This window comes from Microbacterium sp., from assembly GCF_036277215.1.
GTDB lineage: Bacteria > Actinomycetota > Actinomycetes > Actinomycetales > Microbacteriaceae > Microbacterium.
The window spans coordinates 1-13,920 of record NZ_DASUNI010000260.1 but is presented as its reverse complement, the minus strand read 5'-3'; the positions used below and the strand labels follow the sequence as shown (position 1 = coordinate 13,920).

17 protein-coding genes are annotated in these 13,920 nt (G+C 71.5%); 7 read left to right on the top strand and 10 right to left on the bottom strand.

All coding sequences use genetic code 11. The annotated features are described in order from the left end of the window. The first annotated feature begins 235 nt into the window (after positions 1–235). Positions 236–1,366: a class I SAM-dependent methyltransferase gene (locus tag VFX99_RS13090; RefSeq protein ID WP_329666735.1), complete on the top strand. Its 1,131-nt coding sequence runs from the start codon at positions 236–238 to the stop codon at positions 1,364–1,366. A gap of 34 nt (positions 1,367–1,400) precedes the next feature. Here VFX99_RS13090 and VFX99_RS13085 read toward each other — a convergent pair whose 3' ends face one another. Next, entirely contained in the window at positions 1,401–2,117 is a 717-nt protein-coding gene (locus VFX99_RS13085; protein ID WP_329666734.1) for an NAD-dependent deacylase, read from the bottom strand. Further along, positions 2,114–3,637 (bottom strand): ATP-dependent DNA ligase, encoded by a 1,524-nt coding sequence (locus VFX99_RS13080; RefSeq protein WP_329666733.1) that lies wholly within the window; start codon positions 3,635–3,637, stop codon positions 2,114–2,116. The genes VFX99_RS13085 and VFX99_RS13080 overlap by 4 nt, the downstream gene beginning before the upstream one ends. 72 nt (positions 3,638–3,709) lie before the next feature. Between VFX99_RS13080 and VFX99_RS13075 the strand changes: the two genes are divergently transcribed. Next, positions 3,710–4,117: a DUF6157 family protein gene (locus tag VFX99_RS13075; protein WP_329666732.1), complete on the top strand. Its 408-nt coding sequence runs from the start codon at positions 3,710–3,712 to the stop codon at positions 4,115–4,117. Between the two features lie 22 nt (positions 4,118–4,139). Here VFX99_RS13075 and VFX99_RS13070 read toward each other — a convergent pair whose 3' ends face one another. From VFX99_RS13070 to VFX99_RS13045, 6 genes are read right to left on the bottom strand one after another with little or no spacing between them, the layout of a single operon-like run. Continuing rightward, positions 4,140–4,766, bottom strand: coding sequence for a hypothetical protein (locus VFX99_RS13070; protein WP_329666731.1), 627 nt, complete (start codon positions 4,764–4,766; stop codon positions 4,140–4,142). Continuing rightward, a complete protein-coding gene (locus VFX99_RS13065) occupies positions 4,756–5,169 on the bottom strand; it encodes a hypothetical protein (protein ID WP_329666730.1) in 414 nt (137 codons plus the stop codon). Before VFX99_RS13065 ends, VFX99_RS13070 begins: the two co-directional genes overlap by 11 nt. Before the next feature lie 35 nt (positions 5,170–5,204). Then, positions 5,205–5,936: an ATP-binding cassette domain-containing protein gene (locus VFX99_RS13060; protein ID WP_329666729.1), complete on the bottom strand. Its 732-nt coding sequence runs from the start codon at positions 5,934–5,936 to the stop codon at positions 5,205–5,207. Beyond that, positions 5,933–6,739, bottom strand: a complete 807-nt coding sequence (modB, locus tag VFX99_RS13055) for a molybdate ABC transporter permease subunit (RefSeq protein WP_329666728.1) — start codon at positions 6,737–6,739, stop codon at positions 5,933–5,935. Before modB ends, VFX99_RS13060 begins: the two co-directional genes overlap by 4 nt. Continuing rightward, positions 6,729–7,538 (bottom strand): molybdate ABC transporter substrate-binding protein, encoded by an 810-nt coding sequence (gene modA / locus VFX99_RS13050; protein ID WP_329666727.1) that lies wholly within the window; start codon positions 7,536–7,538, stop codon positions 6,729–6,731. The genes modB and modA overlap by 11 nt, the downstream gene beginning before the upstream one ends. Continuing rightward, positions 7,535–7,948, bottom strand: a complete 414-nt coding sequence (locus VFX99_RS13045) for a TOBE domain-containing protein (protein WP_329666726.1) — start codon at positions 7,946–7,948, stop codon at positions 7,535–7,537. The genes modA and VFX99_RS13045 overlap by 4 nt, the downstream gene beginning before the upstream one ends. A 96-nt stretch (positions 7,949–8,044) precedes the next feature. On the opposite strand from VFX99_RS13045, the gene VFX99_RS13040 reads away from it, so the two are divergent. The 4 genes from VFX99_RS13040 to VFX99_RS13025 are packed head-to-tail and all read left to right on the top strand — an operon-like array spanning position 8,045 to position 11,735. Continuing rightward, positions 8,045–9,139 (top strand): ThiF family adenylyltransferase, encoded by a 1,095-nt coding sequence (locus VFX99_RS13040; protein ID WP_329666725.1) that lies wholly within the window; start codon positions 8,045–8,047, stop codon positions 9,137–9,139. A gap of 4 nt (positions 9,140–9,143) precedes the next feature. Then, positions 9,144–10,334: a gephyrin-like molybdotransferase Glp gene (glp, locus tag VFX99_RS13035; protein WP_329666724.1), complete on the top strand. Its 1,191-nt coding sequence runs from the start codon at positions 9,144–9,146 to the stop codon at positions 10,332–10,334. Next, the gene (moaCB, locus tag VFX99_RS13030; RefSeq protein ID WP_329666723.1) at positions 10,331–11,320 is read left to right on the top strand and encodes a bifunctional molybdenum cofactor biosynthesis protein MoaC/MoaB; all 990 of its coding nucleotides are present in this window, start codon (positions 10,331–10,333) and stop codon (positions 11,318–11,320) included. Before glp ends, moaCB begins: the two co-directional genes overlap by 4 nt. Further along, entirely contained in the window at positions 11,313–11,735 is a 423-nt protein-coding gene (locus tag VFX99_RS13025; RefSeq protein ID WP_329666722.1) for a molybdenum cofactor biosynthesis protein MoaE, read from the top strand. The genes moaCB and VFX99_RS13025 overlap by 8 nt, the downstream gene beginning before the upstream one ends. Positions 11,736–11,837: 102 nt before the next feature. Here the strand turns inward: VFX99_RS13025 and VFX99_RS13020 are convergent, their stop codons facing one another. Next, positions 11,838–12,083, bottom strand: a complete 246-nt coding sequence (locus tag VFX99_RS13020) for a MoaD/ThiS family protein (protein ID WP_329666721.1) — start codon at positions 12,081–12,083, stop codon at positions 11,838–11,840. Beyond that, entirely contained in the window at positions 12,076–13,143 is a 1,068-nt protein-coding gene (gene moaA, locus VFX99_RS13015; protein ID WP_329666720.1) for a GTP 3',8-cyclase MoaA, read from the bottom strand. The genes VFX99_RS13020 and moaA overlap by 8 nt, the downstream gene beginning before the upstream one ends. A gap of 300 nt (positions 13,144–13,443) precedes the next feature. Between moaA and VFX99_RS13010 the strand changes: the two genes are divergently transcribed. Further along, positions 13,444–13,920, top strand: a 477-nt coding sequence (locus tag VFX99_RS13010; protein ID WP_329666719.1) for a molybdopterin-dependent oxidoreductase, incomplete at its 3' end; no start/stop codon positions are given.

Below are 13,920 nucleotides of genomic sequence, written 5' to 3'. Positions count from 1 at the left end.
TGCTTCTCGTGGATTGCGCTGAACTTCCGGCCCACATACGTGGGGTTGGGGAGTGCCTGGGGGGCCGGTCGCGCGCGACGTGGTTCTCGCCGCATCCCGCCGGGCGAGGCGACCATACCTGCCACTTCGGCTCAACGCCCTCCACCCTCCCCGCCCCCTCGCTGTGTGAGCCGGCGGTTCAATGCAGATTCCGCGATGCCGACTTCAGCGCACATTAGGCGAGACTGTCCAGGTGGTGCCCTACTCTCCGGATGCGCTGCGGCGCTGGCCAGACCTCGAATCCGACGAGCTCTTCGCCATCGATTCCGCCGACCGTCTGATCCTCGACGAGTCCGCCGCGGCACGGTCCGCCGCACCCGCCGGCAGTCTCGTCGCGATCGGCGACTCGTACGGTGCGCTGACCCTCGGCGCTGCGGATGCCGGAGGCACCGGCATCCGTGTTCATCAGGATCCGCTCTCCGGCGAGCGGGCTCTCGAACGGAACGCCCGCGGCTTCGATCTGCAGAGCGCGTTCCAGTCCCTTCCGCTCGTGCCTGAACTCGTCACCGGAGCGCGGGTCGTGCTGCTCCGGCTGCCGCGGGCGCTCGACGAGCTGGAGGACATCTCGGGCCTCATCGCCGCGCACGCCGACCCGGAGGTCGTCGTGTTCGCCGGAGGGCGGATCAAGCACATGACGCTCGGGATGAACGACGTGCTCCGCCGCTCGTTCGGGGCGCTGGACGTGACGCACGCGCGACAGAAGTCGCGCGTGCTCGTCGCCCGTCAGCCGCTCGCCGGGCATGACCCGCAGCCCCGGTCGAAGCAGCATTCGCTGCCGGGGCTGACCGCGCCGCTGACGGTGTGCGCCTTCGGTGGAGCGTTCGCGGGAACGTCGATCGACATCGGCACTCGGTTCCTGATCGAGCAGCTCGATTCGGTGAGCATCCACAGCGAGCGCGATGTGATCGACTTCGCCTGCGGTACGGGCGTGGTCGCCGCCTGGCTGGCGCTGCGGCATCCCGATCTCTCGGTCGTCGCGAGCGACGAATCCTCTGTGGCGGTGGCCTCCGCCGGAGCGACTGCGCGGGAGAACGGCGTCGCCGATCGGATCGAGGTCGTCCGCGATTTCGGGCTCGAGTCTCGCGGTGATCGGAGCGCATCGCTCATCGCGCTCAACCCGCCGTTCCACGTCGGCGCCGCCGTTCCGAACGGCGTCGCCGAGCCGCTGTTCGCGGAGGCCGGTCGCGTGCTCGCGCCCGGCGGCGAGCTGTGGACGGTGTGGAACTCGCCGCTGCAGTACCGTCCGGTGCTGGAGCGCCTCGTCGGCAGGACGCGTCAGGTGGCGCGGAACGCGAAGTTCACCGTCACGGTGTCGACGCGCAGCTGACGCGAAAGACATCGCCCCGTTCCGCCCACCCGACTCAGGACCCGCTGAGCAGCTCGTCGACCCACGCGGGCACGATCTCGGTGGCGCGACCGGCGCGCGACTCGTCGAACGGGACGACCGCGTCGCTAGGCACGAGATTGAGCTCGACGGTGCGAGCGCCGAACGCCGAGGCGAGCGCGACGTAGCCCGCAGCCGGGTACACCGCACCGGACGTGCCGATCGAGACGAACACGTCGCACGCCACCACAGCGTTCTCGATGCGGTCGAGGTCGTATGGCATCTCGCCGAACCAGACGACGTCTGGGCGCAGCGTCCGGCGGCCGCAGACGGGGCATGGGGGCCGGTCTTCGAGATCGGCGCTCCATCGCGGCCGCGCGTTGCACGCCACGCACAGCGCGCGGCGCAGTTCGCCGTGCATGTGGACGAGGTTGCGACTGCCGGCGCGTTCGTGCAGATCATCGACGTTCTGGGTCACGACCAACAGGCTCTCGCCGAGCGCTCCCTCGAGGCGAGCGAGGGCTCGGTGCGCCGCGTTGGGCAGCGCGGACGCCGCCGCCCGACGCCGAGCGTCGTAGAACCGAAGCACCGCGACCGGATCGCGGTCGAACCCCTCCGGTGTGGCGACGTCCTCGACACGGTGCCCCTCCCACAACCCGCCGGAGTCGCGGAACGTCGGCACTCCGCTCTCGGCGGAGATCCCGGCGCCGGTCAGCACGACAACGCGCGGTGCGCCGGTCGGGAGCAGGATCACCGCAGCAGCTCGCGCAGCGTCTGAATCGTGTCGGCCTCGTCGGGACGCTTATCGGGCCGGTAGCCCTTGACGCGCGCGAAGCGCAGCGCGACGCCGCCCGGGTATCGCGTCGAGCGCTGCACCCCGTCGATCGCGATCTCGACGACCGTGACCGGGTGCACGTGTACGGCGTAGCTGCTGCGGTGGGTCTCGATCGACGGAAAGTACTCGGTCTGCCAGCGCAGGAGCTCGTCGGTGAGGCCCTTGAACGTCTTGCCGACCATGACGAACGCGCCGGGCGGCCCGAACTCGCCGGTGGGGTCGAGCGCGCCCAGGTGCAGGTTGGACAGCTGGCCCGTGCGCCTGCCCGAGCCCCACTCGACGGCGAGGACCACGAGGTCGTAGGTGAGCACCGGCTTGACCTTGATCCAGCTCTTGCCCCGGCGGCCTGCCGTGTACACCGAGTCGAGCGCCTTCACGACGACCCCCTCGTGCCCGGCGGCGAGCGCATCCCGCGAGAGCTGCTCCGCGGCTGCCACGTCGGAGGTCAACAGACCCGGAATGCGCCAGTCGCCGGCGATGCGTTCGAGCTCGGCCATCCGCACGTCGAGGGGTTCGTCGATGAGGTCGCGCCCGTCGAGGTGGAGCACGTCGAAGAACCACGGCCGCAGGGCGGTGCTGCTGATCGTCTCGGAGCCGAAGCGGGCCATCGTGTCCTGGAACGGTCGCGGCCCACCGTCGGCATCGAGCGACAGCGTCTCTCCGTCGAGGATCACGGTCCGAACGGGCAGTGCACGCGCGACGTCGACGATCTCCGGCACCCGATGCGTGATGTCGGCGAGATTGCGCGTGTACACGCCGACGTCATCCCCCGACCGGTGCACCTGGATGCGAGCGCCGTCGAGCTTGAACTCGACGGATGCCTCGCCGGCGATCGTCGCGACCGCTTCGGCCACCGAGCCAGCCGTCGAGGCGAGCATCGGCAGCACCGGCCGTCCGACGACGAGCCCGACCTCCGCGAGTTCACCGGGCGCACCCGCGAGCGCGATCCTGGCGGCCTCGCCGAGGTCGCCCGAGAGCATCGAGGCGCGGCGCACGATGGCGGCGTCGTGACCCGACGCGCGCGTGACCGCGTCGAGGAGGACACCCTCGAGGGCGCCCGTGCGCATCTCGCCGAGGATCACGCGCGTGAGGAAGTCCCATTCGGCGGCGGTCGCGGTGGCAGCCAGGTCGTCGAGCTCGGTGCGGCGCGCGCCGACCGAACCGGCACCGGACGCGCCGGCCAGGCGGTCCAGCGCAGCGTCCACATCGAGCACGGTCAGCGTCGGCTCGGCCGCGTGCGAGACCTGGAGCGCCGCCACGCCCCGCCAGCCGACGCCGATGCGTCCCTGCCGCGGCCTTGCGGTGAGGAATCCGATCGCGGGCACGATCTCGTCGGGATCGAGCAGGCGCAGGAGCGTCGCGAGGGCATCGATCTTCAGGAGTCTGGAGGAGGTGGATGCGACCGCCTCGGTAGTGACGACGACCTCATGCAGCAGCATCCCCGAATTCTCCCACCCGCCGCCGACAGGCGGGGCGCAGGAATGTCGCGGGCCCTCTCTACGCTTGGTCCCGTGCACACGACCAACTACACGGACACGTTCATCGCGGTCGCCGAGGACTGCCCCGTCGAGGCCGCCGAGATTCCGGTCGCCAAGGCGGAGCCGACCATTGCATCGCTCCACCACGATCTGATTGCCGCGGCTCCGTACGCCCTCACCTCCGACGAGGTGATCTTCGAGACGTACGCCATCCGCTCCGGCATCTCCGACGACGAGCGGGATGCCGCGTGGGGGGCCTTTTTCGCCAAAGGTCAGCCCTGCCTCCGCTCGTCGCCGCTGGGCAAGCGCTACGGCTGGGGCACGCATCACGACAGCCTCGGTCGGGTCGCCCTCATCGCCGTCGGGACTGAAGAGTATGCGCGCCTGGCAGCGGATCCCGCACTCGCCCAGACACGCGCGATGCGCTCACGGCGCGCTTAGGGGCCGACCGCGCGCGACGGGCTCAGCGCTTCGTGTGCGGCGCCACGTGGGAGAGCACGCGCGCCCACACGGCCGGGAGGGCCAGCACGCCGTCGCCCGGGACCATCTCCACCCGGGCGGATGCAAGGTGGTCCTTGTACCACGTCGCCGCCTCATATGCGGCGGGCTCATCGTGCTGCCCGTTGAGGATCAGGGTCTTCGCTGTGACGCGCTCGATCAGCACACCGAGGTCGTCCCGGTCCAGCGGCGTAGCGGGCGCGGCGACGGCGACCAGCGCCAGACGGTCGACCGTGTCGCCGAGCACCGCCGCGGCGTGCAGCGCGACATCCGCCGCCTCCCGGTAAGCGATCAGGCCCACGGTCAGGGGCGTGTCCGCACCGAGTCGCGGGCGCAGTCGCTCGAGCGAGTCGCGGATGAGCGCCACCAGCGACGAAGCGGTCTGCTCGGCGGGGGTCTCGCTGCCGAACGTGCCGGGATCCTCGATCGCCCGCCCCTCGACGGCGAGGGCGAGCACGCAGATGTCGCGCGCGGCCGTCTCGGTCGGCAGCGGATCGAGCGAAACCGCGACCGGCGTGCCGACGAGCATCACGAGCCGCTCGGCGCCCGGGGTCCCGAACGTGCGGAAGCTGACGCTGGTGTCATCGTCCACGGGTGCTCCACACCGCCCAGGCGATCAGCACCGGCTGCAGCAGCAGGCGGATGAAGCGGGCGCGGTCGGTGCGCATCAGCGGGGCCGATCGGCCGGTCTGCCATTGGTGGAAGTTGCCGGGGAACACCGCCACGAAGAACGCCGCCACGAGCCCGCCCACGGTCGCGCGGTGCCGGGCAAGCACGACCAGAGCGCCGGCCAGCATCAGCTCCACGATCCCCGATGCCACCACGATCGCATCCTTGTCCAGCCTCGTCAGCCGCACCGCCCAGTTCGGCACGACGATCCGGTATCCGCGCCGACCCCACGTGAGGTGCGATGCGCCGGCGGCGGCCAGCAGCACCGTCAGTGCCCATCGGGCGATGCCCCGCAGCACCGGGGTGCGGTCGGGTTGCGCGGTCATGCTCCGACGCTACCCGGCCGCGCCGTCGCTCCGGGTCATTCGCGGGATGCCAGCAGCCGCCGGATGTAGCCCCGACCGTCGCCGGCGCGCAGCTCGTCGAGGGTGCCGCGCTGCGTGATGCGACCCGCTTCGATCACCGCCACGCCGTCGGCCACGGCCTCGACGTCGGCGAGACTGTGCGTGACCAGGAGCGTCGCGCCTGCGAAGCCGCGGATGTGGCGCGCGAGGTCGACGCGCACCTCGCCGCGCAGTTCGACATCCAGGGCGGCCATCGGCTCGTCCAGCAGCAGCACGTCCGGTTCGGCGGCGAGCGCACGCGCCAGCGCGACGCGCTGGGCCTGTCCGCCGGACAGGCTTCCCGGAAAGCGTCCGGCGAGCTCGCGCAGGCCGAAGCGGTCGAGATACGGTTCCGCGGCCTGGCGCGCGGCGTCCTTGCCGCCCCCGCGCACGCGCGCGGCGAACGCGACGTTGTCGTGCACGTCCATGTGCGCGAACAGCAGGTAGTCCTGGAAGACGACGCCGACGCGTCGGGCGGGCGCCGGCAGATCCACGCCCGCCTCGGCATCCGCCACGATGCGGCCAGCGATGGAGATGCGCCCGGACTGCAGGCGGATCAGCCCGGCGACCGCCGCGATCACGGTGGATTTGCCGGCGCCGTTGGGGCCGACCAGCGCGAGCGTCGTTCCGGGAGCGATGTCGAAGTCGGCCGTGACCTGCAGCGAGGGACGTCGGACGGCGAAGGATGCCGCGAGCCCGGCCCGCGTCATCGGCCGACCCCCGGCATCCACCGGTCGCGCAGACCCAGCAGCACGACCACGGACACGACGAGCAGGATGATCGCGAGCGCGATCGCCTCGCCCGGCTCACGCTGCAGGGCGAGGTAGCTCGCGATCGGGAGCGTGCGCGTCACCCCCGGCAGCGATCCGGCGAACGTGATGGTCGCGCCGAACTCGCCCAGCGCGCGCGTGAAGCAGAGCACCGCCCCGGCCGCGACGCCGGGCGCGACCAGGCGCAGGGTGATCAGCCGGAACACCTGCCCCCGGCTCGCCCCCAGCGTCGCGGCAGCGATCTCGACGCGGCGGTCCGCCGTTCGCAGCGCACCCTCGACGGCGAACACCAGGAACGGCATCGAGACGAAGGTCTGCGCGAGCACGACGGCTCCGGTCGTGTACGTGATCCCGAAGCCGAGCTCGGCGAGCATCTCGCCGAGCACACCCCGACGCCCGAGCAGCATCAGCAGCGCGATGCCACCGATCACCGGCGGAAGGACCAGCGGGATCGTCACGGCAACCCGCAGCAGTCGGCGCGGCAGCACGGGCCATGCTTCCGCACGCGCCAGCAGGATCGCGAGCGGAATGCCGAGCGCGAGGCAGATGCCGGTCGCGAGGGTCGCCGTGACCAGCGACAGCAGCAGTGCCTGCCCGACCCCGGGGCTCGTCAGCAGGCGCGCCATGTCGCCCCACGGTGCGCGGATCAGCAGTGCCCCGAGCGGCAGCACCAGCAGCGCGAGTGCGATCCCCGCCAGCACGACCACGATCGGCGAGATCGAGCGCCGGCGGTCAGGGCGCACCGAAACCCGCTTCGGCCAGCGCCGCCTGGCCGTCCGGTCCGGTGAGCAGCGCGACCCAGGCCTGTGCGAGCAGCGGACTGGGAGCATCCGCGAGAGCCGTCACCGGATAGAGGTTCAGCGCGGCGGCGGCATCGGGCACCTCGATGCCCTCGACTTCGGCGCCGGCCGCCCGCACGTCCGTGACGTAAACGAGCCCGGCGTCGGCCTCACCCAGCAGCACCTTGGTGACGACGGCCTTGACGTCCTCCTCGAGCGTGTCGGGGGATGCTGCCACTTCCGCGGCGGCGAGGAGCTTCTCAGCGGCCGCGCCGCACGGGACGACCGGATCGCACAGCGCAATCGCGAGCTCCGGGCGGGCGAGGTCGGCCAGACCGGTGACATTGCCGGGGTTCCCCGGCGGCACCACCAGCTCGAGGGTGTTCGTGGCGAAGACGACCGCCTCGGTCGCGAGGCCCTCCGAGACGACGGTCTGCATGGTCGCCTCGCTCGCGGCGGCGAACACGTCGGCTGGGGCACCCGAGACGATCTGCTGCGCGAGTGCCGAGCTGCCGCCGTAGTTGAGCACGACGTCGACCGACGGATGCTGCCGCTCGAAGTCGTCGGCGAGCGCGTCGAACGTATCGGTGAGCGACGCCGCGGCGAAGACGGTGAGCGTGCCGGAAAGTTCGGCGCCGGATGTCGCATCCGAGGCGGACGCCTCACCCGCGGCCGGACCTGCGTCGGACTGGGCCGCGCAGCCGACGAGCGCGGTGAATGCGAGCGCGGCGGCGAGCGGCACCGCGCCTCGGCGGAATCTCATGCGTCACCCGCGGGAAGCTCGACGCTGACGGTGGTCGCCTTGACCGAGGCGACGGCGAGCATGCCGACCTCCAGCCCAAGATCGTCGACCGCTTCGCGGCTCATCAGCGACACCACACGGAACGGCCCGGCCTGGATGTCGACTTGGGCCATGACCCCGTCCAGTTGAATTCGGGTGATCAGGCCGGTCAGCTTGTTGCGACTGGACGAGCGCGCCGCCGGGAACTCGTCCGCGAGCGCCGAGGCCGCGGCGCTGTCTTGCATCACCCCGACCAGCTCCGCGCCCGCGATGGTGGTGCGACCGTTCTCACCCTTCTGCAGGCTCACGCGTCCGCTCTCACCCCAACGGCGGACCGTGTCGTCGCTCACGCCCAGCAGCGCAGCCGCCTGCCGCACGCTGAACTCTCTCATCGCCGCATCCGCGTTCTCATGCTCCTACGGTAGACGCATCCGCGGCTCACAGGACCGCCTCGACCCGCACCCAGCGATCGGTGGGAGAATCGCGGAATGGTCGACACCTTCCGCGCCGACGCCACCAGGTACGCGCGCCAGCGGATCCTGCCGGGATTCGGCGACGAGGCGCAGGCGCGGTTGGCCGCTACCCATGCCGTCGTCATCGGTGCCGGTGGGCTGGGCAGCGCCGTGGTGCCGATCCTGGCCGCCGCGGGCATCGGCACGCTCACCATCATCGACGACGACCTCGTCGACGCGACCAACCTGCACCGTCAGATCCTCCACGGGCCGGCTGACGTCGGCCGTGCGAAGGTGGACTCGGCCGCCGACGCAGTGCGGGCGCAGTCCCCCGACACGCGCGTCCTTCCCCACCGCGGACGGTTCACGCGCGCGACGGCCGCCGAACTGTTGTCCGGAGCCGACATCCTCATCGACGGCTCCGACACCAACGAGACGCGGTTCGCTGCGAACGATGCCGCCGTCGCCGCGGGCATCCCGCTCGTATGGGGGTCCGCTCTGCGGTGGTCCGGCCAGGTCGGCACGGCCTGGGGCGGCACGGACTACCGCGATCTGTTCCCGGACGGACCCGATGCCGAAGCCGACACGTGCGAGATCGCCGGCATCCTGCCGACCGTCTGCACCGTGATCGGCGGGCTGATGGCGACCGAGACCCTCAAGCTCCTCACCGGCATCGGCGAGCCGCTCATCGGCCGCGTGATCCTCTTCGATGCGCTGACCGGCACGACCCGTGAGGTCCACTACGCACGCGACCCCGCCAGGGACGCATCGGCGCCTGCCGTTGCCGAAGCGACGGACGCGGCATCCGATCGTTCGCTGTCGGCTCGCGACCTCGCCGCATTGCTGACGGACGACGCGACGGATCGACCGGTGCTGCTCGATGTGCGGGAGCCTCACGAGGTCGAGCTGGTCGCGCTGTCTGGAGCCGTGAGCATCCCCCTCGGCGACCTCGAGTCGCGGATCGGCGAGTTGGATCCGGATGCCTTCACGGTCGTGTACTGCCATCTCGGGGTGCGATCAGCGGCCGCCCTCGCACGTCTGGAGGCCCGTGGATTCTCGCGGGCGTGCCACCTCACCGGTGGTATCGACGCCTGGTCGCGGACGGTCGACCCGACACTGCGGCGATACTGAGGCAATGCACCGGATCGCCGTCGAGGATTACGCCGCCATCATCCGGGAGCTTCTGGAACCGCTGCGGAACCGGCTCGACGAACCGGTCCCCTTGGCGCTGGCCGCAGGTCGGGTGACCGCCGGCGAAGTCCTCAGCCCGATCGACCTCCCGATCTTCCGCAACTCGCAGATGGACGGGTACGCGGTGCGGGCCGCCGACCTCCGCGAACTCCCGGTGCTGCTGCCGGTGGTCGGCGAGATCGCCGCCGGGGCGCGTGCCCCCGACGCCCTGCCGGCCGGATCGGCGGTCGCCATCATGACCGGAGCTCCCGTGCCGCGCGGCGCCGACGCCGTGGTTCCGATCGAAGACACCCGGATGATCGACGGTTCGGTCGAGATCGCCCGCGGACGCGAGGCGGGCGAGTTCGTGCGCGAGCCCGGCTCCGACATATCCGCCGGGGCGGTCCTGCTGCCGGCCGGATTGCGCCTCGCCTCGCGGCACCTGGCCGCACTCGCGGCGGCCAACCTGATCGACGTGGCCGTCCGCTCCCGCGTTCGCGTCGCGGTCGTCAGCACCGGCAACGAACTCGTCCCGCCCGGCACGCCCCTCGATTCCGGCCGGCTGCCCGACGCGAACGGCATCGCGCTGGCGGCCGCGACCTCGGCGGCCGGAGCAGACGTGGTCGATGTCCAGCTGGCAGGCGACGACCCGGCGCGCCTCCGAGCAGTCTTCGACCGGGCGATCGCATCCGGTGCCGAGCTGATCCTCACCAGCGGCGGCATCTCGATGGGCGCGCACGAGCCGGTCCGTCAGCTGCTGGAACCGCTCGGGGCGACCGTCGGGACCGTGGACATGCAGCCCGGCGGACCCCAGGCCTACGCGCGATATCGCGGCATACCCGTCGTCTGCTTTCCGGGCAACCCGGTCAGCAGTCAGCTGAGTTTCGCCCTCTTCGTCGCACCGGTCCTGCGCGAACTCGCGGCGCAGACTCCGGCTGTGCGGACGACGCGTCCGCTCGCCGGTCCGTTGCGTTCCGTCGCCGGTCGGCGGCAGTTCCTGCGCGGACGCCTGACCGGCGACGGGAGCGTCGAGACCGTCGCAGGTCCGGGTTCGCATCTGGTCGCAGGGCTCGCGGCGGCGGACCTGCTGATCGACGTCCCCGCCGAGGTCACCGCGCTGCCGCAGGGCGCTGCGGTCGATACCGTTGACCTATGAGCTCGCTCAGCCACCTGGATGACGACGGCCGCGCACGCATGATCGACGTCGGCGCGAAGCCGGTCACGCGGCGGGTCGCCCACGCTGCGGGCCGCCTCACGACCACGCCTGAGGTGATCGGACTCATCCGGGCGGACGATCTTCCCAAGGCCGATGTGCTCGCCACCGCGCGGGTCGCCGGGATCGCGGGGGCGAAGCGCACGAGCGAGCTGATCCCGCTGGCGCACATCCTGCCGCTGGACTCCGTCACGATCAACTTCGCCTTCGAGGCGGACGCGGTCCTCATCGATGCCACGGTCTCGGTCACCGGCAAGACCGGCGTCGAAATGGAGGCACTGACCGCCGTCGCGATCGCAGGGCTCACCCTGCACGACATGGTGAAGGCCGTGGATCCGCGTGCCGTCCTCGGTGACATCCGGCTGCTCGAGAAGTCGGGGGGCAAACACGGCGAGTGGACGCGCGACGGGACGGCGCAGCATCCGGAATCGCCGTCGGAACCCGTTCGGTTCGGCGTGGATCGTGCCGCGACGGTACTGGTGTCTTCAACCGGAGCTGCCGCGGGCACCCGCGAAGACACGACGGGTCCGCTCATCGTCGCGTGGCTGCGGGAGCGCGGCTTCGAGGTCGGCGATGCGATTCTCGCAGCGGATGCCGACATCGCCGCCGCGCTGACGGCGATCGTGCTGGCCGCACCGGAGGTCGTGATCACGACGGGGGGTACCGGCCTTCATCCGCAGGACCGCACGCCCGAGGCGACGTCCGCCCTGGTGGACTTCGAGCTGCCCGGCATCGCCGAGGCCATCCGCGCCGCCGGTCGCGCGACCGTTCCGACCGCGTCGCTGAGCCGGGCGGTGGCGGGGATGGCGGGCAACACGCTCATCGTCAACCTCCCCGGATCCTCCGGCGGGGTGCGCGACGGGCTGGAGGTCCTCGAGCCCCTCCTGGCGCACGTGCTCGATCAGATCGAAGGCGGCGGACATGGCTGAGCAGGACCGCTTCCTCGCGCTGATCACCGACCGACCGATCGACCGCGCGGCCGCGGAGGCCTTCGTCACCACCGCGGCGGACGGCGCACTCGTGGTGTTCGAAGGGGTGGTGCGCGATCACGATCACGGCGAGGCCGTGCACGCGCTGGATTACGAGGCGCACCCCGACGCGCGAACCTTCCTCGCGGCGGTGTGCGCGGAGATCGCGGATGCCTCCGGCCTGCGGGTTGCGGCGATCCACCGCATCGGCGCCCTGGCGATCGGTGACGTGGCACTGGTCGCGGCCGTCGCAGCCCCGCACCGCGCCGAGGCGTTCGCGGTGTGCGGGCAGCTGGTGGACCTGGTCAAGGAGCGCACGCCGATCTGGAAGCGGCAGCACCTGGCCGAGGGCACGACGGAGTGGGTCGGCCTCTAGCTCCGCTCGCACGTCCCTCTTCCCGCGAGACAGCAACGGCGACGCGAGACTGCGGGGTACACCCGCTGTCTCGACCTGCGGATGCAGTCTCGCGGGGTTGTGTCAGCCGCCGGAGAAGCGGGGCAGCACGTCGGCGCCGGTGCCGAGCGCGCGCTGCGGGTCGCGGCTCACGATCCCGTCCACGAGAATCGACCCCGATCGCAGCACCCGCTCCATCGGCTCCCCGTAGCGCGCCACCAGCGCGGCCCTCAGGTCGCCGACGGTCGCCCCGGGCACCTCGAGGGTTTCGTCGGGTCGGCCGGCGGCGTCCGCCGCCGCGGCGAAGTAGCGCACGCGGACGTCAGCCACCGATCGCTCCCATCGAGCGCTCGGGCGGGACGAAGCCCGGGTCGGAGATGCCGTGTCCGGCCTGCTTGCCCCACATCGCCGCCCGCCACCGGTCGGCTATCTCGCGATCGTCCGCTCCGCCGCGAAGCAGACCGCGCAGGTCGGTCTCGTCATCGCCGAACAGGCACGAGCGTACGGTTCCCTCGGCCGTGATGCGCGTGCGGTCGCATGCGGAGCAGAACGAGCGCGTGACCGATGCGATGATGCCGACCGTCGCCGGGCCGCCGTCCACCAGCCACTCCTCGGCCGGAGCCGACGGGTCTTCGCGCCCGGCCTCGGTCAGCGTGAACCGGCGCGAGAGCTGTTCGAGGAGCTCGGCCGCCGGCACCATGTTCGCGCGGCGCCACGCGGCGTCGGCATCCAGAGGCATCTGCTCGATGAACCGCAGCCGCAGCCCGCGCTCCACCGCCCACGCGAGCAGAGCCGGCGCGTCTTCGAGCGTTTCGCGCATCAGCACCGCGTTGAGCTTGATGGGGCCGAGTCCCGCGCGCACCGCACCGTCGATGCCGGCGAGGACCGCGGGAAGGCGGTCACGGCGGGTCAGGCGGGCGAAGTGCTCGCGGTCGATCGTGTCGACCGAGACGTTGACGCGTCCGAGGCCCGCGGCAACGAGCCGGTCGGCGACCTTGTCCAGTCCGATGCCGTTCGTGGTCATCGAGAGGTCCAGAGCGGGCGCCGCGGAGGCGGATCGAGCGATGATCTCGACGAGATCGGCGCGCGTCAGGGGCTCGCCGCCGGTGAACCGCACCTCCCGCACGCCGAGGCTCCGGCCGGCGATGCCGACCAGGCGGGCGATCTCCGCCGCGGTGAGCAGGTCGCCTTTCGGGATGCTGGGCAGCCCCTCCGCGGGCATGCAATAGGTGCAGCGCAGCGAGCACTTCTCGGTGACCGAGATGCGCAGATCGCGTGCGACGCGGCCGAACCGATCTATCAGCCCGTCGGTCTCAGGCCGCCCCGTGGTGTCGGGCGCGTTCGAGGGATCGCGGTGGATCCGCGGCATCCCGAGCAGAAGCGTCGACATGACTTCAGCCTAAGCGTCCGCGGTGGCGGCACGGCCGCGTGCGTCAGCGGCACCGTGGCACGAACACCAGCGCCTCACTATGGTGGACGGGATGGAGCGCGTCAGTGAGCCGGGGGTCTGGGGCCGAGCCCCAGTAAGGACAGCGCGTCAGCGCCCCTGGGTCTGGGGCGGAGCCCCACTAGAGACAGCGCGTCAGCGCACACCGGGGTCTCGGGCGAAGCCCCAGTGTGAGCAGTGCGCCGGCAGCCGGCAGTCCGGCAGCGGACCCGCACGCCGGCCTCCGCGGAAGAAAGGGACCTCATGTCGTTCATCACCCGAGGCTTCTCCGGTCGTCGCGGCGAGCGCGATCCGCGCTTGCCACCTGGACAGACGCTCGTTCAGGACTGGCCGGTGCTCTCCGCCGGTCCGACTCCGCACGTCGACACCGCCGAGTGGGAGTTCGTCGTTCGCACCGAGAACGGTGCGCACCGGTGGAGCTGGAACGAGCTGCGGGCCCTGGGCATAGAGGACATCACGACCGACATCCACTGCGTCACGCACTGGACGAAGCTCGAGATGCCATGGCGCGGCGTGTCGCTCGACCGGATCTGGGAGGGGGTCGAGACGGACCACGAATACGTGATGGCGCACTCCTACGGCGGCTACACGACGAACGTTCCGCTCGAAGACCTTCTGGACGGCAAGAGCTGGATCGCCTTCGAGGCGGATGGCGAACCACTCGATCCCGAGCACGGCGGCCCCGCGCGGCTGCTGGCGCCGCACTTGTACTTCTGGAAG